This is a genomic window from Streptomyces sp. NPDC051569, assembly GCF_044454085.1.
Lineage (GTDB): Bacteria > Actinomycetota > Actinomycetes > Streptomycetales > Streptomycetaceae > Streptomyces.
In genome coordinates this window covers 19706-40711 of record NZ_JBITDJ010000033.1, presented here as the reverse complement: position 1 = coordinate 40711, position 21006 = coordinate 19706, and the positions used below count along the sequence as shown (strand labels likewise).

Below are 21006 nucleotides of genomic sequence, written 5' to 3'. Positions count from 1 at the left end.
CCGGCCAATGGCTCCGGACCAGCGCGGGCACCCACGTCCAGATCACCGCAATCACCCGCCGGACCAGCCACAGCACCACCGTCCACAACCTCACCGTCGGTGACCGCCACACGTACTATGTGCTGGCGGGGGCCACGCCGGTCCTGGTTCACAATTCCGGTCCGAATTGTGGAGTGCCAGCTGGCGGCAAAAATGGAGACCGTCTCGGCGGCGAGGATTTCCACGGAAGTGACTACAGTCTCGACGAGATGGTTGAGTTCGTGAACGGGCACACGGGTGGGGGGAATCCGGCAATGGGGCGTCCGTCTGCCACGGAAGTTGAGACGACGCTTCGACAGGCCGGCCCGCGCCAGTTGGACGGGCAGAACTCGTCAAGGTTTGACCACAATGGCGTCCGCGTAATTATCAACTGGGATATGCCGTGGAAGTCCACGTCGTATTACCCTGGCAGGTGAATGAATGAATACTAGCGAGCCAGGCGAATGGCTCGGATGCTTCCTGGCGGATATGGATATTCGTCGACTGGAAGGCGTCTCAGTTCCAGTCGCCCCGGAGCGGGCTCTAGGGCTGGTTGAGCTGCTGGAGAGCTGGCGCAATCACGTTCTCAGGATCGAGGCAGAGGTTGGGCTACCAGATTCTGACAGGACGGTGTGGGGCGTCTATGATTTGATTGCCGCCCTCGCGCTCAGAAGCTTCGTCTTTCGTGGCATGAAAAACATCGACTCGGATTTCCTTGAGGGATTCAGACTGGCACTCGATGATGTCGACTCCAGATTTATGCAGTTCACTGAAATTGATGAATCTGGAATTGCTCGTCGCCTCGATGGCGGTGAGCGATCGAATGGCGAATGGTGGTGGGATCGAGTTCCCCGGGTTGGCCCGATCCGTCGAGATGTAGAGCGATTCAAATCGTCATCGTGACCCAATTTCGAACTGTTGAAATGAAGAGGACTCGATGGTGGTCCTAGGGTTTCATCAGTAAATCTGAAGCCCCACCGGATTAATTTCCGGTGGGGCTTCAGGTGTGTTTGACGGCAACGGTGACGGCAACGTCAGCGGACGACGGCTGCGGCGGGTGGGTCATTGGGGTCGTCGTCGGTAAGGCCGAGTACGTGGCCCAGAGCATCGATGGCCTGGCGTTGGAGGCGGAGTCGGACGTGGGCGTAGACGCCGGCGGTCACGCCGATGTGGGCGTGGCCGAGGAGCTCCTTGATGACGACGAGATCGACGCCTTGTTCCAGGAGCAGGGTGGCGGTCGAGTGCCGGAGGTCGTGGAAGCGGATCGTCCGAAGGCCAGCGCTGTGGAGGACGCGACGGAAGCGGCGGGTGAGGTTGCCGGGGTCGAGGGGTCCGCCCTTCACGGTCGTGAAGACGAGCCCGTTGTCCGTCCAGCCCGCTCTGGCCGCCTGACGCTCTTCCTGCTGCCGATCCTGGTGGATCTTCAGGGAGGTGATGCACTCGGTGGGGAGCGCGATGCGGCGTTCGGAGGCGAGGGTCTTGGTGTGCAGGACGGTCAGGCCCTGGCTGCGGGTGCGCTGGAGGGAGCGGTGGATGGTTGCGGTGCCGCCATCGAGGTCGAGGTCTTCCCAGTGGAGGCCGAGGAGTTCGCCCTTGCGGAGTCCGGTGCGGAGGGCGAGTTCGTACAGAGCATGAAGCCGGTCGTCGCCGGCCGACTGGAGGAACTGCCGGGCTTCGGCGGCGGTGAGGGGCTGGAAGCGCCGGGGGCGGGGCGTGGTGGTCTTGACGTTGCGGGCGACGTTGCGTGGCAGTTCGTCTTCGCGGACGGCGTGTTCCAGGGCGGATTTGAGGACCGCGTGGACGTACGTCACGGTCAGCGGTGACAGCCGCTTCTCGCAGCACTGCCCGATGGCGCAGCAGGACCGCCGGTGGGTGTCGCGTTCCTGGGCGCAGCACTGGCAGGTGGTGCGGAGTCCGTCGAGGAAGATGCGGACGTCGCGGGTGGTGAGCCGGGCGAGCTTCTTGGCACCGAGGCGGGGGTTGAGGTGGAGGCGGATGGAGGCGGCGTAGCGGGTGTGGGTGTTCTCCCTCAGACGGTGCACGGCGACGCCGTCCAGCCAGTACGCGAGGTAGGCGCTCACGGTGCTGTCGGCCGCCGCGACGGGGAGGCCGCGGTTGCTGGCGGCGATCTTCTCGGTGAGCTTGGTCATCGCGTCTTTACGGGTAGCGCCGTAGACGCGGACGCGCTTGCGGGTATTGCCGGGGGCCAGCACGTATCCGGCGGCTTCCCAGCGTCCGTCCTTGCGCTGGTAGACGGTCCCGTCGCCGTTCGCACGGGTACGGGAGCGGCGAGGCGGAGTAGGGCGTGGCGTGGTCATCAGGCGGCGTCCTGTTCGAGGCGGGTGCGGATGAAGTCGGTGAGGGCGTGGGTGGGGATGCGGCGGGCGCGGCCGAGGGTGATCGAGGCGAGCTGGCCGGTGCGGAGCAGGTCGTAGACGGCGGAGCGGCCGAGCTGGAGGCGGGCCATCACCTGGGGCACCGTGAGCAGATCCAGCACCGGGACCGCCTCTGTGCGGAGGGCGGTGGGCAGGGGCGAGGGCATCAGCAGCCCCCTTCGGCCGCGAACTGCCGTTCCAGTTCCCTGCGGTGCCTCACGGAGGCGGCGAGCAGACTTGCGCCGGGGCTGTAGCCCGCGCCGAGGTAGTCCCAATGTCCGACGATGAGCGTGGTCGTCGGGTCTGGCTCAGGGAGGCCGGCGTGGGCGCGGGCCTGTTCGGTGCGCCAGGCGCGGCGGGCGTTGCGCAGCGCGCCGAGCGTGACGGAGTAGCGGCGGGACTTGGTGGAGAAGTGGCCCCGGAAGCCGAGCATGTGGGCCCACTTCCAGAGCTTGAGTTCGGAGAACTCGGGCAGCTTGCCCAGTTCCCAGCAGGTGCGGATCATCTGCCGTACGTGGCGGGCGACGGCGAGCCGGGGCAGTGGGCGGGCCTGTCCGGTGCCGGCGCAGGCGGTGCAGGGGAGTGGGGTTCCGTGGGGCAGGAGGGTGGCGCCGCGTCCCTGGCAGGGGCGGCAGTACAGGGCGCGGTCGAGGGTGCCCGAGGCGTCGGCGGACTTGGTGGCGTACTTCGCCACGTAGGCGGCCACGGCCTGGTCGGTGAGTTCGCTGTCGGTGCCGAAGGCGGCGATCTCGGTGACGTCGAGTTGCGTGCCCCAGGAGAGTTCGCGTTCCCCGATCGCGTCCGAGGTGACCGTGATGCGGGCGCGTGGTGCGGCGGAGCGGATGGCGTCGGTGAGTACGGCGGCGGTGGCGTAGGACGGTGGGGGCTGGGTGTCGCCGTCCGGGCCGTCGAGGCGGATCACGGCGTGGAAGTGGACCAGGCCGCGCTTCTGATACTCGGCGACTTTGGCGAAGGACACTCGAAACACCGCGCGGGCGGCCTTCTGGGTCAGGCCGAGCCGGGTGGCGAGTTCGCGCCGTAGGTAGATCGCGAAGCGGGCCCACAAGGCTCCGGCGTGGGCGTTGAACAGGACCGCGCCCGCGTAGTCGTACGTCGCCGGATTGAGCGGCGTGCCGAGCAGCGTGTCTGTGGGTTCGTGCCGGGTTCCGCAGCGGCAGGGCCGGGCGTCGGGGCGGTTGTGAACGGGGCCGAAGGAGGGGGCGGTGAGGGTGGCGAAGACGCGGGGGTGGGTGCGGACGGTGTCGGGGATGGTCTTGCCGCCGGAGAGGCCGGCGCGGATGAGGTGGTAGGTGTCGGCGGCGTAGAGACGGGAGCAGGCCGGGCAGCGGGAGGAGCGGCGGTTGCCGCACGTAGTGAGCAGGCTGCCCGTGGGCTCCTCGGCGGAGCTGTAGGAGCGCAGCACCTCCCCGGTCATGGCATCGACGGTGGTGCTCTGGCCGGTGAGGCGGACGGGTTCGGTGCAGCCGCCGAGGTGTTCGATCTGCTGCTGTGCGCGGTCGAAGTCGGGGTGGTTGACGAGGTGGAGCAGGTCCCGTACGGCGGGGCTTGCCACGTGGCGCAGGTCCAGGGTGACCATTCGGGGCGTGTCCCTTCTGTCGGGCGGGGTGGCCCCGAGCAGCAACCAGCCAGGCGAAGAGGCGTCTTGGTGCTGCTCGGGGCATGACGAACCAGGCCCATGGACGGGCGTGGGGCTGAGCGAGGGGGATGCGGCCGGTGAGGGACGGGGCTCAGAGCTGAGCGAGAGCGGCGGTGGCCACCGGCAGGGCAACGCCCATGCGAGTCCCCAACTGGGCCGCTGTGATAGGCGCTTCGTGATCGGCGCGGTGAGTGTCCGCGATGCGCCGGGCCGCGTCCAGCAGGGCGACCGGCAGAGCCGGGCCGGAGGCGGAGTGGGCCGTCTTGGCGACGGTGGTGGGCAGAGCGGCGGCCGGAGCGGGCTCCAGCTCCTCGATCAGGGAGGCGACGAACTGCGGGGCGGGCATCGGGGGTGCCGATTCGGGTGATGGTGCGACGTCGGGCACCGGATCGGCGGCAGGGGTGGCGGCGGTGGCCTCCAGGTTCTGGGTGGGGCGGGTGTGGGTGTGGAACTGGGCGAGGAAGGCGGGGCCGACGTGGCCCCAGCCGAGGAGCAGGAGCGGGGCGACGGTGTCCAGGCAGGCCCGTCCGTAGCGTCCGGCCAGCAGGGGTTCGGCGGTGTTCAGCGCGAGGGTGAGCAGCCCGCACAGGTGCAGCAGTCGGTTACCGGCCCGCAGCTCCGCCTTGGGCACACCGCGCAGGGCCAGGAACCGCAGGGCGACCAGGAGCCCGACGACCGACAGGTCCACCATAGGGGCGATCAGCGGCGCGATCGGGTGGGGAACGCCGAGCCGCAGGGCGAGCGCCCAGACGTTGCCGAAGGAGAAGACGAAGGCCAGGGCCGCGATGACCGCCATGACCACGGTCACGGTGCGCCGGGTGAACCGCTCCTCCGTCATATCCTCGACCTTCTTTCTGGCATGGGTTGTTCGGTCTACTTGGCGAGCGGGACAGGGGCGCCGTCCGGTCCTTCGTCGTCGGGGAATGTCCGGCCGGTCGAGTCGAGGAGGGCGTCCAGGCACAGGTCCGGGTCGGCGGTCAGGTGCGAGGTATCTTCGGCGACGCGGGCCGCGTCGGCGTCTGAGACGTAGGGGGTGCGGATGCGCGTGTAGCCGGGGCGGCCCTGCATCGCCATCACGGCGACGCCGACGTAGGCGGGGTCCTGCAAGGTGACGGGGCTGGCGTCGGGCCAGTTGCGGATGTCGTCGCCCAGCGCGGCCACGGCGGCTTCCACGGTCTTCTGCGCGAAGGACAGCCCGATGGGGCACACGTCGCGGATGAAGGTGGGGATGGCATCACCGGTGGTCTTCTGGCTGATCAGGATCACCAGGATGCCGACGCTGCGGCCCTTCTTGACCAGGTCCTCCACCAGTCGGGCGTTTTCCGCCGTCAACGCGGCCAAACGTTTCGTCTCGGCGTCGCTGCCCTTGTACTCGCGGAAGTACGTGTGCGCCTCATCGATGATCAGGACCGTGAGCGGCCACTCAGGGGAGGGGCCGACGTGCCACATGTTCTTGACGCCCAGCACGTCGCGGATGGTCGCCGAGCGCCGCTTGCGCAGGTCCACCAGGCGCTTGAACGTGACACGCATGCGGGCGCGAGCCGAGGAGCTCCTTGACCACGATGAGCCGGCGCCTTGTTCTGGCAGCAGGATGGCGGTCGAATGCCTGCGATGGTGGCAGCTGATCGCGCGGGGCCCTGCTCCGGAGGGAGACGGTGGTGACATCTGAGGCTGCCGGGGTTCGAGCGGCTTGCCGGTGGGGGTGGTGAGGACGGGGGCGTTGTCGGTCCAACCCGTTCCGGCGTCCCCTCTCGCTCCCCTGACCGAGGAGCGGATTCGGTCCGCCCCCCCAAGGCGAAGACAGCGTTTGAGGCAACGTCGGCGTACGCAGTGGCCCCCACCGAGACGGTTCGGTGGGGCCTGCTGCCTTCGCCGCACGAGAGTGGTGGCGCTGGTCAGCGGTTCCCGCCGGTCGGCGACGGGGCCACCGGTGGCTGATCATGCTCCTGTCCGCCCCCTGGCGGCACTCACCGGTCACATGTGACCGGTGACCGGTCAGCGCGCTCCTCGGTCGCCCCGGCTCCCAGCCGCCTCAGCCCTCGCCCCTCAACAGGCGTGCGGTTCCCGCCTGTCCCGCTCCGGTGAGTACAGGTGGCTGTCCCTGAACTGTTCCGCTCCCAGCGTCCGGCCCACCATGATGACCGCCGTCCGCACCACGCCCGCCGCCTTCACCTGCTCGGCGATGTCCCCCAGCGTTCCCCGCAGGACCAGTTCGTCCGGGCGGCTGGCCATCGCCACCACCGCCGCCGGGCAGTCCGCGCCGTAGTGCGGCAGCAGTTCCGCCACGACCCGGTCGACGTACCTCGCCGCGAGGTGCAGTACCAGCAGCGCTCCGCTCTTCCCGAGCGTGGCCAGGTCCTCGCCCTCCGGCATCGGGGTGGCCTGCTGGGCGACGCGGGTCAGGATGACGGTCTGGCCCACCGTCGGTACGGTCAGTTCGCGCTTCAGGGCGGCTGCCGCCGCCGCGAACGCCGGTACTCCCGGGACCACTTCGTACGGCACCCCCGCCGCGTCCAGTCGCCGCATCTGCTCCGCGACCGCGCTGAACACCGACGGGTCACCGGAGTGCAGCCGGGCCACGTCCTGGCCCTCCTCGTGCGCGCGGACCAGTTCCGCCGTGATGCCGTCCAGGTCCATCCGGGCCGTGTCGATGAGCCGCGCGTCCGGCGGGCAATCGGCCAGCAGTTCGCGCGGCACCAGGCTTCCCGCGTACAGGCACACACCGCACTCCGCGAGCCTGCGCGCGCCCCGCACCGTGATCAGGTCGGCGGCGCCGGGGCCGGCGCCGATGAAGTACACCGTCATCGTTCTTCTCCTGAGGATTCCCCCGAGGGGACGTGCGAAAGGTCTTTCGTGACGGCCCACTGGGTGACCGGCATGGCCTGTCGCCAGCCGGTGAATCCGCCCACCGGGACGGCGTGCGCGACCGCGAGGCGTACGAGGTCGCCGCCGAACCGGCGATACCACTCGGCCAGCAGCGCCTCGGACTCCAGCGTCACCGTGTTCGCGACCAGCCGGCCGCCCACCGGCAGCGCCGCCCAGCACGCTTCCAGCAGCCCCGGCGCGGTCAGCCCGCCGCCGATGAACACCGCGTCCGGCACCGGCAGCCCCGCCAGCACACCGGGGGCCGCGCCCGTGACGACCCGCAGGCCGGGGACGCCGAGAGTCCGCGCGTTGCGGCCGATACGTTCCGCCCGTACGGGATCGCGCTCCACCGACACCGCACGACACGCATGGTGCGTACGCATCCATTCCACCGCGATCGATCCCGACCCGCCCCCGACATCCCACAGCGTCTCCCCGGGCGCGGGCGCGAGCACGGCCAGCGTGGCGGCCCGTACATGACGCTTGGTGAGCTGACCGTCATGCTCGTACGCGGTGTCCGGCAGGCCGGGTACGGCTCCGAGCCGCGGCGCGTCCGGGGCGCGGCGGCACTCGACCGCCACGACGTTCAGCGGATCGCCCGCCGGCTCCGCCCAGTCCCGCGCGGTGCCGTCGACGTGCCGTTCCCGCTGTGCCCCCAGCTGTTCGAGTACGTGCATACGGCTCGGCCCGTACCCCCGCTCACGCAGCAGCGCCGCGACCTCGGCGGGGGTGGCGGCCCCGGCGCTGAGGACCAGGATCCGGCGGCCGTCGTGGAGGGCGGCGGCCAACCGCTCGGCGGGACGGCCGACGAGCGTGACGACCTCGGTCTCCTCCACGGGCCAGCCGAGCCGCGCGCAGGCGTACGACACCGACGACGGATGCGGCAGCACCCGCAACGCCCCGGCGCCCACGACCTCGGACAGGGCCCGCCCGATCCCGTAGAACATCGGGTCCCCGCTGGCCAGCACGGAGACCCGCCGGCCGGCGTGCGCGGCGAGCAGCCCGGGAACGGCGGGCCGCAACGGCGACGGCCAGGCCACCCGCTCGCCGCCGCACTCGTCCACGGGGAGAAGCTCCAGCTGCCGGGGCCCACCGATCAGCACATCGGCTTCGCGCAGCGCCCGCCGCGCATCCTCCGCCAGGCCGGGCCACCCGTCGGCGCCGATCCCGACAACGGTCACGGGGAGCGCGGGGGGTGCAGGGCTCACTGCCACATACCTCTGGACTGGGGGAATGACCGGGGAAGGCCGACCCCGAACTCTACTGGCCGGGGGCACGGAGCCTCGACGGGCATCGAGCGGCGGACAGCACGCGCGGAAAGGTCGCGGGCGGGAGACGCGGTGGGGCCCGGCGTGAATACGCCGGGCCCCACGAGCACACGCAGGGGGGTTACGGGGCCGTCCGGACGGTGGCCGGCACCGCCTGACGCGGCTGGAGCACCCGCTCGGCCAGCGCCCCGAAGATCAGCCCGAAGGCCGTCCAGAGCAGGGCCTGTACGCCGATCGACGCCAGCCGGAATTCCCAGAGCAGAGCGGCCGGGAAGGCCTCCGGGATGGCATCGGTGTTGGCGGGCAGGACAAGGCAGGCCACGGCGACGACGACGGCGTATCCGGCACCGGCGACGACCGTCGCGTTCCAGTTGCCGAGGCGCGGGGCGAGCCTTCTCCCCGCGATGACGGCGATGGCCGCCAGCAACACGCTCAGCAGGATCATGAGGAAGTACATCGTGGTGCGCTTGCCGATGGTGTCCGGGTTTCCCACCGCCGGTGGCATCGCCGGGTACTTGAGGAACGGCACCAGGTAGACGGTGAGGAAGGCGGCCCCGGCGATCAGGGCCGAAGTCGCCCGCGGACCCAGTCCGCCGATCCTCCCCAGGCTGACGGAGAAGACCAGCGAGGCGATTCCGCCCAGAGCCACCCCGTACACGAGGAGGCCGGTGGCCAGCCCGAACGTCGACTGGACCGGCCGGCTGACGAGTTCCTCCTCCTCGTCCGAGGCCTCGGAGGCATCCGGGGAATGGGCCGCGCCGTGCTGATGAGCGGGCGCGGACTGCGTCTCCTCCAACGCGATGGAGTCCCGTACGGAAGGCTCTCCCGCCACATAAGCCAGCGCGAACGCGAAGAGTCCGGCCAGCACGCCCGCGATCATGCCGCGGACGAGGAGAGTTCTGACGGTGGAGGCATGCATTGCGTGATCTCCGTCAGCGGTCAGTGGCAGGGAAAGCCGAGCAGGTGACGGCCGTCGTGCACCCACTCGTGCACACCCGCACCGGAGAACACCGACGTCGCGCCCTGCTCAGCGCCGACGAAGTACAGCAGCACCAGCATCAGGGTGCCGACGAACACGGCCCACGGCAGGACCGCGCGCAGCGGAATAGGGGTCACCGCGGCGCTGGTGGGAGAAATGGCCGGGGGTGCTATGGCCTGAGCCATGACAGAACCTCCTTGGGGAACTCGCGTCCCAGTCAGTGGAGCTCGCACGACGGCCATCGGGTCTGACTCACCGGGCCCCTCTGCGTGGTACGCAGCCGGCACCCGGCATACAGTGGCGCGACCGTGCCGGGCTCTCACCGGACTTCCGTCTCGCCGTCGTGATATCGACGCGAAGGTACCGCGAACAGACAAGCGAGCCAAGAGGCCCCCCTTCCCGACCGGTCGGGCGCACGGCGGGATACGGGCGATCGCCAGGCATCAAACAGGGGAGGGCCACGGGCCGTCGCGACCACCGAGGAGGCCGTATGACCACGCGTGTGACGCTCATCTCACCGGCCATCAGCACAGCACTGCGTGAAGCCCGCTTCGGCGGCCGTGTCCCCGGTGACAGCGGTGTCCCCGACGACACCGGCGACAACGGCGACAACGGCGACACCGACGAACTGGACCCCGCCGGGCTGCGGCAGGCCGAGGCCGTACGGGAGACCTTCCCCCGCGCCGCCGCCCTGTACGTCTCCCCCTCGCGGCGCTGCCGCCGCACCGCCGAGGTGCTCGGCCTGGACGCGTCACCGCTCGCCGATCTCGCACCGTGCGCGATGGGCCGCTGGCAGGGCAGAACCCTCGACGAAGTAGCGGCCGCCGAGCCGCAGTCGGTCTCCGCCTGGCTGTCGGATCCCGCGTCAGCCCCGCACGGCGGGGAATCCATCCGAGCGCTGCACGCCCGCGTCGGCCACTGGCTCGACGCGCTCACCACACGTCCGAGCACGGCCGGCCAGGCGCCGGACAACCCCGGGGGACGCGTCATCGCCGTGGCCGAGCCGGACGTCATCCGTGCCGCCACGGTCCACGCCCTCGGCGCCGGCCCGGAGGCGTTCTGGCGCGTCGACGTGCGACCTCTGTCCGCCACCGAACTCAGTGGCAGGAACGGCCGTTGGAATCTGCTCAGCGGCCGCCCTCTGCACACCGGCCCGCACTGAGAACGCCCTCACACACGCGGGGCGCACACCAGCGTCCTCCAGCACCCTCAAGCCGGCGGGCACTCACGCTCGCGAGTGCCCCCAGCCGCTCAGTGGCGCGCCCTCGCCCGGTCCAGGGCCGCGACACCCACCGCCGCCAGGGCGATCTGGATTATCCATTCGATCCAGTCGGGGCCGTCGGTGTTCGCCACACCCACGGCGGCCGCGATCGCCGTCCCGATCAGCGCCGCGACGATACCGACGACGATGGTCAGCAGCACGCCGATGCGCTGGCGCCCGGGCACCACCAGTCGCCCCAGCACGCCGATGATGATGCCGATCACGATGGCCGTGACAATGCCGGAGATCTCCATGTCCGCTCCTTCTCACCACACCCGCTACCGATAGTGGTGCACGTCAAACGTCTGCCCACCGAACGCCCGTTCAGTCCAAGGATGCGACAGTTCGCCAGTCCGGTTTGACGGAGCCGCCCGAGCCGCCCGAGCCGCCCGAGCAAGCCGAACAGACCGAGCAACTCAGCACACCGGGCGAGTTGGGCGAGTTGAGCGAGCCGGGTGAACGGTGATCTGCGGCGGGATCGCCGGCGCGGCCGGTTGTCGGACCGTCGCCCTACAGTGCCCACCATGAATACCGAAGCACCGCCGGTGAGGATCGAGCCGTGGTCGGAGGACGATCTCGATCTCCTCCGCGCCTCGAACGCACCGGAGCTGATGACCCATCTGGGCGGGCCCGAGACCGAAGAGCAGCTGCTCACCCGGCACAGACGGTACGTCGGTCTGAGCGCCGACCGGACGGGCAAGGGGCGGATTTTCCGCATCGTGCTGCTACCGGACGGCGAACCGGTCGGCACGATCGGTTTCTGGGAGCAGACCTGGCAGGGCGAGCAGCTGTACGAGACGGGATGGGGGGTCCTCACCGAATTCCAGGGGCGGGGCATCGCCGCCGCCGCGGCCGCGGCCGTCGTGGAGCAGGCGCGCACCGAGCGGATGCACCGCTATCTGCACGCCTTCCCGTCGGTGGACAATCCCGCGTCGAACGCACTGTGCCGGAAAGCGGGCTTCTCGCTTCAGGGCCCCCGCCTGTTCGAGTACCCACCCGGGCACTTGATGCAGTGCAACAACTGGCGTCTGGACCTGACGGCCTCCAGCCCCACCCCCGCGCTGAGCCGCCCCGCCGCAGGACCCGCCTGACGCGCGAGTCCCCCGTGTGGACGGCGGCCACGGAAAGCCCTGGCTCACTCCCTCCCCCGGTGACATGCTGACGAGGTGAACGGACCGGAGATCCAGATCAGTTTCGCCCCTGAGCTGCGCCTCTTCGTCGCGGCGGCGCGACGTGAGGGACGTACCGCCCTGCTCACCGACGGCTCGTCCACCCTCGGCCATGCCGTCGAGTCGCTGGGTGTCCCCCTCACCGAGGTCGGTCCGCTGCTCGTCGACGGCCGCGAGGTGTCCGTCGCGCACCTCCCCGCCGCGGGCGAGTCCGTCGACGTACGGGCCGTGCCCCGACCGCAGCACGTGCCGGGCGCGCCCCTGCGCTTCCTCCTGGATGTCCATCTCGGCACGCTGGCCCGCCGGCTGCGGCTGCTGGGCGTCGACGCGGCGTACGAGAACGAGGACCTCGGCGACCCGGCCCTGGCCACTCTCTCCGCCACGGAACGCCGGGTGATGCTGTCCCGCGACCGGGGGCTGCTGCGGCGGCGCGAGATCTGGGCCGGGGCGTACATCTACAGCGCCCGCCCCGACGACCAGCTCCGCGACGTACTGGAGCGGTTCGCGCCCACCCTCGCCCCGTGGACCCGCTGCACCGCCTGCAACGGTGAGCTGGGGGCGGCCGACAAGGAGTCCGTCCAGGGGCGGTTGGAGCACGGCACGCAGCGCGCGTACGACGTCTTCGCGCAGTGCACGGCGTGCGGGCAGGTGTACTGGAGGGGCGCGCACCACGCCCGCCTGGCCGCCATCGTCGAGGACGCCGTACGCGAATTCGGCGGCGCGGCGGCCTGACGACGCGGACGGGCGCACGCGCCCGACGATCGGGGCAACGCGGAGCCGACGCAGAGCCGACGCAGCCGACGCAGAGCCGATGCGGGGCCACGCCGGGCGATGCGGGTGATCCCGTCAGAAGGCGTACAGGTCCCCGGTGGCCGGCACCAGCACCCGGTGCTGGTGGTTCTCAAGGTTGCGGTCGCTCGCGCCGCCGTTCCACGCCGTGTCGATCCGTACGACCACCTCGTCCGGAGTGCCGACCGTCCTCAGGCCCAAGGCGATCTCCCGGCTCCGCCCGACCGCCCGGAGCTGCCCCGTACGGCAGAGTACGATCCGCTCCCCGCCCCACAGGCAGTTCGACGGCAGCGCCTGGTCGGCCACCAGGCGCACCGAGAATTCGATCCGTACGGTCGCGTCCGGCAGCGGCGACGGGCCGTGGTTCTCGGACCCCAGCCGCATCGTCAGTTCACCGCTCCACAGGGACGCGTGCCCGTGGTGCGCCAGATCGGCCTCCGGAGCGATGGAAGCCGGAGCGGGCGCGGCACCCGGAGCGCCGCCAGGACCCGGGTCGCCACCCCGTCCGCCCGCGCTCCCGGCTTCCGCACCGGCTCCCGGACCCGCGGCCATCACCACCGCCGTAGCGGCGGACACCGCCACCAACAGCGCTCTGCGCATGACACTCATGGCGGGAAGGTACCGATGATCACATCGCGATCCCGCCCACCCCTCACCCCGACGCGCCCCGGGTCACCCGCCTGGCACGTTCGCCCCCCGCGCCGACCGGTCCGTGAGTCCCCAGGTCCGCGCCCCGGACGACGCACGCGGCCGCGCCCTCCCCCTGCCTATCCTGGGCCCACATCGATCACACGCGCGAGGAGTTACGTCATGACCGCCGCGGGGACCCCCATCGCCGTCATCACCGGAGCCAGCAGTGGCATCGGCGCCGCCACCGCACGGCAGCTCGCCGCCGCCGGCTACCACGTCGTCGTCACCGCCCGGCGCAAGGACCGTATCGAGGCGCTCGCGGCGGAGATCACCGCCGCCGGCCATCTCGCGACCGCGTACACCCTGGACGTCACCGACCGCCCGGCGGTCGACGCCTTCGCCGCCGAGCTCGCCGGTTTCCCCTCCGTGGACGTCCTGGTCAACAACGCCGGTGGCGCCCTCGGCGCGGATCCGGTGGCCACGGGCGACCCCGGTCAGTGGCGGCAGATGTTCGAGACGAACGTCATCGGCACCCTCAATCTCACCCAGGCCCTGCTCCCCGCGCTGACCGCGAGCGGCGACGGCACGGTCGTCGTCCTCTCGTCGACCGCCGGCCACGGCACGTACGAGGGCGGAGCGGGCTACGTCGCCGCCAAGCACGGCGCGCACGTCCTCGCCGAAACGCTCCGCCTGGAGATCGTCGGCACCCCGGTCCGGGTGATCGAGGTCGCCCCCGGCATGGTCAAGACGGAGGAATTCGCCACCACCCGCTTCGGCGGCGACACCGAGAAGGCGGCGAAGGTCTACGCGGGCGTCGCCCACCCGCTCACCGCGGACGACGTGGCCGACACCATCACCTGGGCCGTCACACGCCCCAGCCACGTCAACATCGACCTGCTGGTCGTCCGCCCGCGCGCCCAGGCGTCCAACTCCAAGGTGCACAGGGAGCTGTGACCGCGACCCGGCGCGGGGAGCTGTGACCGCGACCCGGCGCGGGGCCGGTCGGGGACAGCGAACGCGGCGGTCGCCGGGCAGCCGGGCGCGGCGGTCGCCGGGCAGCCGCGAAAACCGGTCCCGGATCGTCCTCGCTGCATGAGCCCGAGAGGCCGGTGGCCGCGCGTGGCCCCGGGTGAGAGCCCGGGGCCACAGCCCGCCTCCCTCGTGCCCTCGTGCCTAACCCTTGACGCAGACGACCTGCTTCAGCTTCGCCACCACCTCGACCAGGTCCCGCTGCTGCGCGATGACCGTCTCGATCGGCTTGTACGCCGCCGGGATCTCGTCCACGACACCGGAGTCCTTGCGGCACTCCACACCCCGCGTCTGCTCCTCCAGGTCCTGTGCCGTGAAACGGCGCTTCGCCGCGTTGCGGCTCATCCGCCGGCCCGCGCCGTGGGACGCCGAGTTGAAGGCGGCGGCGTTTCCGAGGCCCTTCACGATGTACGACCCCGTGCCCATCGAGCCCGGGATGATGCCGAAGTCGCCGCTGCCGGCACGGATAGCGCCCTTACGGGTGACCAGGAGGTCCAATCCGTCGTACCGCTCCTCCGCCACATAGTTGTGGTGGCAGGAGATAACCGGATCGAAGGCCACCTTGGCCTTTTTGAACTCCTTCCGGACCACGTCCTGGAGGAGCCCCATCATGATCGCGCGGTTGTACTTGGCGTACTCCTGGGCCCAGAAGAGGTCGTTGCGGTACGCCGCCATCTGCGGGGTGTCAGCGATGAACACGGCCAGGTCCCGGTCCACCAGGCCTTGGTTGTGAGGCAGCTTCTGCGCCGTGCCGATGTGGTGGTCGGCCAGCTCCTTGCCGATGTTCCGCGACCCGGAGTGAAGCATCAGCCAGACCGACCCTTCGTCATCGATGCAGACTTCGCAGAAATGGTTGCCACTTCCGAGCGTTCCCATCTGCTTCACGGCGCGTTCCTGACGGAACTTGACCGCGTCGGCGACTCCGTCGAACCGCCCCCAGAAGTCCTCCCACCCGGCCGTCGGGAATCCGTGCAGCCGGCCCGGGTCCACCGGGTCGTCGTGCATCCCACGGCCCACCGGGATCGCCTGCTCGATCTTCGAGCGCAGCCGGGAGAGGTCGCCCGGCAGGTCGTTCGCCGTCAGGGACGTCTTCACCGCCGACATTCCGCAGCCGATGTCCACGCCCACCGCCGCCGGGCAGACCGCCCCGTGCATCGCGATCACCGAACCGACCGTGGCACCCTTGCCGTAGTGCACGTCCGGCATCACGGCCAGTCCCTTGATCCAGGGCAGGGTGGCGACGTTCCGCAACTGCTGCATGGCGACGTCCTCGACCGTCGCGGGGTCGGCCCACATACGGATGGGAACCTTCGCGCCCGGCACCTCTACATACGACATAGTTCCTCAATCCCCCACAAAGTCTGATAGCGCAAATACCGGAACCAGGGCTGTCATAGAAGACAGCCGACCAGCGTCGACGGCAGTGCGTGCGATAGACATTGTGTTCATCGGCCGCCATCCGGCGGCAAACAGTTTTCGCGCGGCATCCCACGCGGAAGCCCGTACAGAACGGAGCCCGGGACCGTGCAGCGAAAGGCGCGCAAGGCGTACGTACCCGGTCTGGCAGCGCTCCTCGCGCTGGTGGCCGCGGGGTGCTCGGCCGGCGGTGACGGTGTCGGCTCCGCCATGGACACCAAGCCGGGCAGCCCCAGCACCCCCGCCGCCGCGCAGCCGGGCAAGTACCGCACGCTCCGCGAGCCCTGCGGTTCGGTGCCGCGCGCCACGCTCAAGGACCTGCTGCCGGGGGTCTCCTCGCTCCCCGAGGCGCAGCAGGAAGAGGTGTACGCGGGCAGGCCGTCCGTCACTTATGACACGGACCGCCGCGTCGGCTGCGGCTGGAAGGCCGATTCCCCCGACGCCTCCCACCAGCTGGAGGTCGACCTCGAACGCGTGGTGTCGTACGACCCCGCCGTGAGCGACGACGACCGTGCGCGGGAGGTCTACGCGACGAAGCAGAGCGCGGCCTCTCTCCCGTCGCCCGGGGTGCCCGGCAGCAGCACGCCCCCCGCCTCCGGCCCGACCGGAACAACCGGTGCGAGCGGCACGGGCGGCACGGGCGGAGCAGCCACCCAGACCGGTTCCTCAGCCGGTTCCTCAGCCGATCCCTCGACCGGGTCGGGCGACGCTTCCCAGGAATCCGCCCAGGGGCCCTCCGGCACTCCCGCCGCCGATGGACTTGAGCCCCGCCTCCTGGACGGCCTCGGCGAGGCCGCCTTCCTGAACGATGTCCTCGCCCGCTCCGGTTCGGCCGCTCAGCACCGCACGGTGAGCGTGGTGTTCCGCACATCGAACGTGATCGTCACCGTCCGGTACACCGAGCAGCCCGCGCACTCCGACGAGGTCCCCGACAGCAAGGAACTGCAGGAAAAGGCACGGGGACTGGCCCGGAAGCTCGCCGAGCAGCTCAACGCGTAGCCGCTCGCGCCGTCGCCCCGGACGGCCCGCCGGCGGCGGCCGGGCTCCGGTTCGACGGCCCACGGATCCCGTGCGGCGGCTACCGTGGCCGATCGGACCGTACGACCGCTGAGTGAAGGAAGCCCGGAAGAACCATGCGCCGATCAGCCTCGCGACTCACCCGCATACTCGCCTCCGCCGCCGTTCCGGTGATGCTCGTCGCCGCCGGCTGTTCGGCCGGTTCCGACGGCGAGAGCGACGCGGAGGCCACCCCGACCGCCAAGCCGTCCGCGACCGTCGCGCCCGCCAAGTACAGCGCGCTGCCCGACGCCTGCGAGACGCTCGGCTCCAAGACGATCGGCTCGCTCGTCCCGAAGACGAAGGCGAAGAAGGGCACGCGCGCCGACTCCAGCGACGCCAACGCCCGCACCAGCTGCTCCTGGAACGGCCTGGAGGACAAGGGTGTCAAGGGCTCGCAGTACCGCTGGCTCGATGTCTCCCTCGTACGGTACGACTCCGACGCGAACGTCGGCAGCGGCGCCGAGCGCGCGGCGAAGAATTACACGGAAGCCGTCGCGGCCGTCCAGGGCACGGCGGACGCGAAGAACCTGAAGGCGGCCGCCTCGAACGGCCTCGGCGACCGGTCGACGACCATCACCTACACCCTCAGGAAGACCGACGCGGACTTCGCGTACGTCAAAATCGTGGCCCGTACGGAGAACGTCGTCCTCACCCTCAGCTACAACGGCACCGGATACGCCGGCGCCAAGGCCCCGACCAGTGCCGCTCTGACGGAGAAAGCGGTGACGGCGGCCAGGGAAGTGCTGGCCGCGGTCACCGGCGTCCCCGCCGCGAAGCCCGCCGCCGAGACGCCCGCCGAGACGCCCGCCTCGGGAACCAAGCCCGCCGCCGAGACGCCCGCCACGGGAACCAAGCCCGCCTCCGGGAAGCCCTCCGCAGACGGGACCCCCACCGCCGGATAGCCGCACCACCGCCTCCCTGCCACCTCCCCGCCGCTCCCCCCGCCACGCCATCCGCACACATGTGCCAGGCTGTGCCCGCCAGATGTCGCGTACGGGGTCGGATACGGGGAGGGGATCACGGGTGGCAGCGATGGAGTTGACGCGCACGCACCGGATGCTGATCGGGGTCGTGGTCGCCGGGGCGGTGGTCATCGCCGCGATCGGTTTCACGGGGTCGTACGCCGCCGTTCGCGAACTCGCCGAGAAGAAGGGCTTCGGGGAGTTCTCCCTGGTCTTCCCGATCGGCATCGACGCGGGCATCTGCGTCCTGCTCGCGCTCGACCTCCTCCTGACCTGGATCCGCATCCCCTTCCCGCTGCTGCGCCAGTCGGCATGGATCCTGACGGCCGCGACCATCGCCTTCAACGGCGCGGCGGCCTGGCCGGACCCGCTGGGCGTCGGCATGCACGCGGTGATCCCGCTGCTCTTCATCGTCTCCATCGAGGCGGCGCGCCACGCGGTCGGCCGGATCGCGGACATCACCGCCGACAAGCACATGGAGGGCGTACGGGTCACCCGCTGGCTGCTGTCGCCCGTCCCGACGTTCATGCTGTGGCGCAGGATGAAGCTGTGGGAACTGCGGTCGTACGAGCAGGTCATCAAGCTCGAACAGGACCGGCTCATCTACCAGGCCCGCCTCCAGTCGCGGTTCGGCCGCAACTGGCGCCGCAAGGCGCCCGTCGAGGCGCTCATGCCGCTCCGGCTCGCCAAGTACGGCGTACCGCTGGCGGACACGGCCGCCGCGGGTCTGGCCGCCGCCGGTGTCGAGCCGGCGCTGCTGCCGCCCGCGCCCACCCCCGTACCCCCGGCCGCGCCGTCCGCCTCGCCCGCCGTCGCCGAACTCCCGCAGGGACAGGGCGGGACGGCGGAGCGGGCACACCCTCAGATACCGGCCCAGCGCCGCCCCGAGCAGACGCGGGCCGCCGACGGACCGGGGCGCGTACCGGGACCGCCGGAGACACCGGGACAGGCTCCGGACGGGACCCCGCAGCCGGTACGGGACGACGTACAGCACGGCCCCGCGCAGGAAATCCCCCGCCGCCAGGTCAGCCCGTGGTTCGCGGCGCCGAAGGTGCCGGAGGGCGCGTACGAGGGCGGTTACAACCCGACGTACGCCGAGAGCCTGGAGCCCGCTCCGGTACGGATCCCCTCGGGCCCCGGCCGCTCCCGCCCGCTCGGTGGAGTGCCCGGCCAGCGCACCCAGGAGCAGGTCCAGCAGCAGGACGACCCGGCCGGGGCGCCCGTCCCCGCGCAGGAACAGCCCGAGGACCTTCCGGCGCCGAGCCTGCCCGACGACCTCACCCGGGAGGAGGCGTACTACGGCGCCTTCCGGAAGTACATCAGCGAGTACAGCGGCTTCCCCAACGCCCGCCAGTTCGGCCTGTACCTGCTCGACCTGTACGGCGTCACGGGCCGCAACGGCGGCCCGCTGAGCGACAGCGCGCTCCGGCCCTACGTGCGCGACTTCCCGCTCCGTTACCAGGCGGAGCTGGACGAGCACATCGCCTGAGGGCCCTCCCGCAACGCCTGGCGGATCTTCCGCCTCGGACGCCGAAGGGCTCCCTCCGCGCCGACCTGGGTCGACGGGACGGGAACCCCTCACAGCAATACGAAACAGCGATACGAACCGCCCGGTCGCGCCACCGCTCAGGCCACCGGTCCGGCCGGTCAGGCGCCGAGCAGCTTGCGCACCCGGTCCGCGCCCACCGCCAGCAGCAGCGTGGGAAGCCGCGGCCCGGTGTCCCGGCCGACCAGCAGCTGGTAGAGCACCGCGAAGAACGACCGCTGCGCGACCTTCAGCTCCGGCGTCGGCTTGGCGTCGGGCGCCAGACCGGCCAGCGTCTTCGGCACGCCGTAGACGAGCGTGGTCAGCCCGTCCAGCGACCAGTGGCTGTCCAGACCTTCCAGCAGCAGCCGCAGGGACTCGCGACCCTGCTCGTCCAGCGAGTCCAGCAGCTCCTGGTCCGGCTCCGCGCGCACGATCGTCCGCGCTTCCGCCGGGACCTGGCTGGTGATCCAGTTCTCGGCGCGGTCGAGCCGGGGACGGACCTCGTCCAGGGAGGTGAGCGGGCGGGCCGGGTCCAGTTCGCTCAGGATCCGCAGCGTCTGCTCCTCGGCGCCGGCCGTGATGTCCACGACCGAGGCCAGGGTGCGGTACGGCAGCGGGCGCGCGGTACGCGGCAGCTCACCGGCCGCCGTGCCGACGGCCCGGGCGTACGCGGCCGCGTCGGCGGACAGCACGGAACCGTCGGCGATCTTGCGCTCCAGCGCGTCCCACTCGTCGTACAGCCGCTGGATCTCCTGGTCGAAGGCGATCTTGAACGACTGGTTCGGCTTCCGCCGCGCGTACAGCCAGCGCAGCAGCGGCGCCTCCATGATCTTCAACGCGTCGGCGGGGGTCGGCACGCCGCCCTTGCTCGACGACATCTTCGCCATCCCGGAGATGCCCACGAAGGCGTACATGGGGCCGATCGGCTGCACACCGTCGAAGATCTCGCGCACGATCTGGCCGCCCACGACGAACGACGAACCGGGCGAGGAGTGGTCGACGCCGGAGGGCTCGAAGATCACGCCCTCGTACGCCCAGCGCATCGGCCAGTCGACCTTCCAGACCAGCTTGCCGCGGTTGAACTCGCTCAGCAGCACGGTCTCGGTGAAGCCGCACGCCGCGCAGGTGTAGGCGAGCTCCGTCGTCCCGTCGTCGTACGAGGTGACGGTCGTCAGGTCCTTGCCGCAGCCGCCGCAGTACGGCTTGTACGGGAAGTACCCGGCGGAACCGCCGCCGCCGTCGTCCTCGGCGGCGGCGCCGGAGCCCTCGGCGGCCTCCAGCTCGGCCTCCTCGGCCTTCTTCTGCTGCGGCTTGGCGCCGGTCTTCGGCTTCCCGGTGCTTCCGGTGCCGTCGCCCTTGTCCTTCGTCCGGTACCGGTCGAGGATCGCGTCGATGTCCGCGCGGTGCTTCATCGCGTGCAGGATCTGCTCGCGGTAGACCCCGGCCGTGTACTGCGCGGTCTGGCTGATCCCGTCGTACTCGACGCCCAGCTCGGCCAGCGACGCGGTCATCGCGGCCTTGAAGTGCTCGGCCCAGTTCGGATACGCGGACCCGGCGGGCGCGGGCACCGAGGTGAGCGGCTTGCCGATGTGCTCGGCCCAGGACCCGTCCACACCGGGGACGCCCGCCGGCACCTTGCGGTACCGGTCGTAGTCGTCCCAGGAGATCAGGTGCCTGACCTCGTACCCCCGCCGGCGGACCTCGTCGGCGACCAGGTGCGGGGTCATGACCTCGCGGAGGTTGCCCAGGTGGATCGGCCCGGAAGGGGACAGTCCGGATGCCACCACGACCGGTTTGCCAGGCGCACGTCGCTCCGACTCGGCGATGACATCGTCCGCGAAACGAGAGACCCAGTCGGTCTCGGTGCTCTGAGCCACGATCGGCACATCCTTCTTCCTCGTACGCCGGAAAAAACTGGCGACCGCCATTCTCCCAGGTCCCTCCGACGATGCGAAAACGGTTTGGGGACCCGTCGGATCCCCGTGGGATACTGGGCCCGAT

Annotated in this window: 22 protein-coding genes and 1 riboswitch; of the genes, 9 read left to right on the top strand and 13 right to left on the bottom strand. The window is 70.8% G+C overall.

The window, feature by feature from the left end:
• Both ACIBAE_RS28490 and ACIBAE_RS28485 read left to right on the top strand, forming a co-directional pair.
• Positions 1 to 455, top strand: a 455-nt coding sequence (locus ACIBAE_RS28490) for a hypothetical protein (protein ID WP_399290920.1), incomplete at its 5' end; no start/stop codon positions are given.
• A gap of 4 nt (positions 456 to 459) precedes the next feature.
• Positions 460 to 921, top strand: a complete 462-nt coding sequence (locus tag ACIBAE_RS28485) for a hypothetical protein (protein ID WP_399290917.1) — start codon at positions 460 to 462, stop codon at positions 919 to 921.
• 131 nt (positions 922 to 1052) lie between these two features.
• On the opposite strand, the gene ACIBAE_RS28480 is transcribed toward ACIBAE_RS28485, so the two are convergent.
• The 9 genes from ACIBAE_RS28480 to ACIBAE_RS28440 all read right to left on the bottom strand — a co-directional run bounded on the left by ACIBAE_RS28480 (position 1053) and on the right by ACIBAE_RS28440 (position 9347).
• Positions 1053 to 2336, bottom strand: a complete 1284-nt coding sequence (locus tag ACIBAE_RS28480; RefSeq protein WP_399290914.1) for a tyrosine-type recombinase/integrase — start codon at positions 2334 to 2336, stop codon at positions 1053 to 1055.
• A complete protein-coding gene (locus ACIBAE_RS28475) occupies positions 2336 to 2560 on the bottom strand; it encodes a helix-turn-helix domain-containing protein (protein ID WP_399290911.1) in 225 nt (74 codons plus the stop codon). The genes ACIBAE_RS28480 and ACIBAE_RS28475 overlap by 1 nt, the downstream gene beginning before the upstream one ends.
• Positions 2560 to 3990, bottom strand: coding sequence for a replication initiator (locus ACIBAE_RS28470; RefSeq protein WP_399290908.1), 1431 nt, complete (start codon positions 3988 to 3990; stop codon positions 2560 to 2562). Before ACIBAE_RS28470 ends, ACIBAE_RS28475 begins: the two co-directional genes overlap by 1 nt.
• A 151-nt stretch (positions 3991 to 4141) precedes the next feature.
• Positions 4142 to 4888 (bottom strand): DUF2637 domain-containing protein, encoded by a 747-nt coding sequence (locus tag ACIBAE_RS28465; protein ID WP_399290905.1) that lies wholly within the window; start codon positions 4886 to 4888, stop codon positions 4142 to 4144.
• Between the two features lie 35 nt (positions 4889 to 4923).
• Positions 4924 to 5580, bottom strand: a complete 657-nt coding sequence (locus ACIBAE_RS28460; RefSeq protein WP_399290902.1) for a hypothetical protein — start codon at positions 5578 to 5580, stop codon at positions 4924 to 4926.
• Positions 5581 to 6096: 516 nt separating this feature from the next.
• Complete coding sequence (gene cobM / locus ACIBAE_RS28455) at positions 6097 to 6855, bottom strand: precorrin-4 C(11)-methyltransferase (RefSeq protein WP_399290899.1); 759 nt, start codon at positions 6853 to 6855, stop codon at positions 6097 to 6099.
• Positions 6852 to 8123, bottom strand: coding sequence for a precorrin-6y C5,15-methyltransferase (decarboxylating) subunit CbiE (gene cbiE / locus ACIBAE_RS28450; protein WP_399290896.1), 1272 nt, complete (start codon positions 8121 to 8123; stop codon positions 6852 to 6854). The genes cobM and cbiE overlap by 4 nt, the downstream gene beginning before the upstream one ends.
• Before the next feature lie 181 nt (positions 8124 to 8304).
• Entirely contained in the window at positions 8305 to 9102 is a 798-nt protein-coding gene (locus ACIBAE_RS28445; RefSeq protein WP_399290894.1) for a CbtA family protein, read from the bottom strand.
• A 20-nt stretch (positions 9103 to 9122) separates the two neighbouring features.
• Positions 9123 to 9347 (bottom strand): CbtB-domain containing protein, encoded by a 225-nt coding sequence (locus ACIBAE_RS28440; protein ID WP_399290892.1) that lies wholly within the window; start codon positions 9345 to 9347, stop codon positions 9123 to 9125.
• A 39-nt stretch (positions 9348 to 9386) separates the two neighbouring features.
• A riboswitch (cobalamin riboswitch) is annotated at positions 9387 to 9537 on the bottom strand.
• A 115-nt stretch (positions 9538 to 9652) separates the two neighbouring features.
• Here ACIBAE_RS28440 and ACIBAE_RS28435 point away from each other — a divergent pair.
• Positions 9653 to 10324 (top strand): histidine phosphatase family protein, encoded by a 672-nt coding sequence (locus tag ACIBAE_RS28435; protein ID WP_399290889.1) that lies wholly within the window; start codon positions 9653 to 9655, stop codon positions 10322 to 10324.
• Between the two features lie 89 nt (positions 10325 to 10413).
• Here the strand turns inward: ACIBAE_RS28435 and ACIBAE_RS28430 are convergent, their stop codons facing one another.
• Positions 10414 to 10677 carry a GlsB/YeaQ/YmgE family stress response membrane protein gene (locus ACIBAE_RS28430; RefSeq protein WP_399290886.1) on the bottom strand — a complete coding sequence of 88 codons (264 nt, stop codon included), beginning with the start codon at positions 10675 to 10677 and terminating at the stop codon, positions 10414 to 10416.
• Between the two features lie 270 nt (positions 10678 to 10947).
• Between ACIBAE_RS28430 and ACIBAE_RS28425 the strand changes: the two genes are divergently transcribed.
• Positions 10948 to 11514, top strand: coding sequence for a GNAT family N-acetyltransferase (locus tag ACIBAE_RS28425; protein ID WP_399290883.1), 567 nt, complete (start codon positions 10948 to 10950; stop codon positions 11512 to 11514).
• 75 nt (positions 11515 to 11589) lie between these two features.
• On the top strand, positions 11590 to 12324 hold the full coding sequence (locus tag ACIBAE_RS28420; RefSeq protein WP_399290880.1) for a Mut7-C RNAse domain-containing protein: 735 nt from the start codon (positions 11590 to 11592) through the stop codon (positions 12322 to 12324).
• A 114-nt stretch (positions 12325 to 12438) separates the two neighbouring features.
• Here ACIBAE_RS28420 and ACIBAE_RS28415 read toward each other — a convergent pair whose 3' ends face one another.
• Positions 12439 to 12990, bottom strand: a complete 552-nt coding sequence (locus ACIBAE_RS28415) for a hypothetical protein (RefSeq protein ID WP_399290877.1) — start codon at positions 12988 to 12990, stop codon at positions 12439 to 12441.
• A 201-nt stretch (positions 12991 to 13191) separates the two neighbouring features.
• Between ACIBAE_RS28415 and ACIBAE_RS28410 the strand changes: the two genes are divergently transcribed.
• The gene (locus tag ACIBAE_RS28410; RefSeq protein WP_399290874.1) at positions 13192 to 13965 is read left to right on the top strand and encodes an SDR family NAD(P)-dependent oxidoreductase; all 774 of its coding nucleotides are present in this window, start codon (positions 13192 to 13194) and stop codon (positions 13963 to 13965) included.
• Positions 13966 to 14184: 219 nt separating this feature from the next.
• On the opposite strand, the gene ACIBAE_RS28405 is transcribed toward ACIBAE_RS28410, so the two are convergent.
• Entirely contained in the window at positions 14185 to 15378 is a 1194-nt protein-coding gene (locus ACIBAE_RS28405) for an RtcB family protein (RefSeq protein WP_399290872.1), read from the bottom strand.
• A gap of 186 nt (positions 15379 to 15564) precedes the next feature.
• Between ACIBAE_RS28405 and ACIBAE_RS28400 the strand changes: the two genes are divergently transcribed.
• The 3 genes from ACIBAE_RS28400 to ACIBAE_RS28390 all read left to right on the top strand — a co-directional run bounded on the left by ACIBAE_RS28400 (position 15565) and on the right by ACIBAE_RS28390 (position 18966).
• Positions 15565 to 16455, top strand: coding sequence for a DUF3558 domain-containing protein (locus tag ACIBAE_RS28400; RefSeq protein WP_399290869.1), 891 nt, complete (start codon positions 15565 to 15567; stop codon positions 16453 to 16455).
• Positions 16456 to 16589: 134 nt separating this feature from the next.
• Positions 16590 to 17417: a DUF3558 domain-containing protein gene (locus ACIBAE_RS28395; RefSeq protein WP_399290866.1), complete on the top strand. Its 828-nt coding sequence runs from the start codon at positions 16590 to 16592 to the stop codon at positions 17415 to 17417.
• A 121-nt stretch (positions 17418 to 17538) separates the two neighbouring features.
• Complete coding sequence (locus tag ACIBAE_RS28390) at positions 17539 to 18966, top strand: DUF2637 domain-containing protein (RefSeq protein ID WP_399290863.1); 1428 nt, start codon at positions 17539 to 17541, stop codon at positions 18964 to 18966.
• A gap of 158 nt (positions 18967 to 19124) precedes the next feature.
• Here the strand turns inward: ACIBAE_RS28390 and lysS are convergent, their stop codons facing one another.
• The gene (lysS, locus tag ACIBAE_RS28385) at positions 19125 to 20891 is read right to left on the bottom strand and encodes a lysine--tRNA ligase (protein ID WP_399290861.1); all 1767 of its coding nucleotides are present in this window, start codon (positions 20889 to 20891) and stop codon (positions 19125 to 19127) included.
• Positions 20892 to 21006 lie beyond the last annotated feature (115 nt).

Coding starts and splice junctions, on each gene's coding strand:
- cobM (WP_399290899.1), bottom strand. CDS start 6,855: ATGACGGTGTACTTCATCGGCGCCGGCCCCGGCGCCGCCGACCTGATC.
- ACIBAE_RS28445 (WP_399290894.1), bottom strand. CDS start 9,102: ATGCATGCCTCCACCGTCAGAACTCTCCTCGTCCGCGGCATGATCGCG.
- ACIBAE_RS28480 (WP_399290914.1), bottom strand. CDS start 2,336: ATGACCACGCCACGCCCTACTCCGCCTCGCCGCTCCCGTACCCGTGCG.
- ACIBAE_RS28440 (WP_399290892.1), bottom strand. CDS start 9,347: ATGGCTCAGGCCATAGCACCCCCGGCCATTTCTCCCACCAGCGCCGCG.
- ACIBAE_RS28425 (WP_399290883.1), top strand. CDS start 10,948: ATGAATACCGAAGCACCGCCGGTGAGGATCGAGCCGTGGTCGGAGGAC.
- ACIBAE_RS28460 (WP_399290902.1), bottom strand. CDS start 5,580: ATGCGTGTCACGTTCAAGCGCCTGGTGGACCTGCGCAAGCGGCGCTCG.
- ACIBAE_RS28405 (WP_399290872.1), bottom strand. CDS start 15,378: ATGTCGTATGTAGAGGTGCCGGGCGCGAAGGTTCCCATCCGTATGTGG.
- ACIBAE_RS28435 (WP_399290889.1), top strand. CDS start 9,653: ATGACCACGCGTGTGACGCTCATCTCACCGGCCATCAGCACAGCACTG.
- ACIBAE_RS28475 (WP_399290911.1), bottom strand. CDS start 2,560: ATGCCCTCGCCCCTGCCCACCGCCCTCCGCACAGAGGCGGTCCCGGTG.
- ACIBAE_RS28470 (WP_399290908.1), bottom strand. CDS start 3,990: ATGGTCACCCTGGACCTGCGCCACGTGGCAAGCCCCGCCGTACGGGAC.
- ACIBAE_RS28410 (WP_399290874.1), top strand. CDS start 13,192: ATGACCGCCGCGGGGACCCCCATCGCCGTCATCACCGGAGCCAGCAGT.
- ACIBAE_RS28465 (WP_399290905.1), bottom strand. CDS start 4,888: ATGACGGAGGAGCGGTTCACCCGGCGCACCGTGACCGTGGTCATGGCG.
- ACIBAE_RS28430 (WP_399290886.1), bottom strand. CDS start 10,677: ATGGAGATCTCCGGCATTGTCACGGCCATCGTGATCGGCATCATCATC.
- ACIBAE_RS28415 (WP_399290877.1), bottom strand. CDS start 12,990: ATGAGTGTCATGCGCAGAGCGCTGTTGGTGGCGGTGTCCGCCGCTACG.
- ACIBAE_RS28485 (WP_399290917.1), top strand. CDS start 460: ATGAATACTAGCGAGCCAGGCGAATGGCTCGGATGCTTCCTGGCGGAT.
- ACIBAE_RS28395 (WP_399290866.1), top strand. CDS start 16,590: ATGCGCCGATCAGCCTCGCGACTCACCCGCATACTCGCCTCCGCCGCC.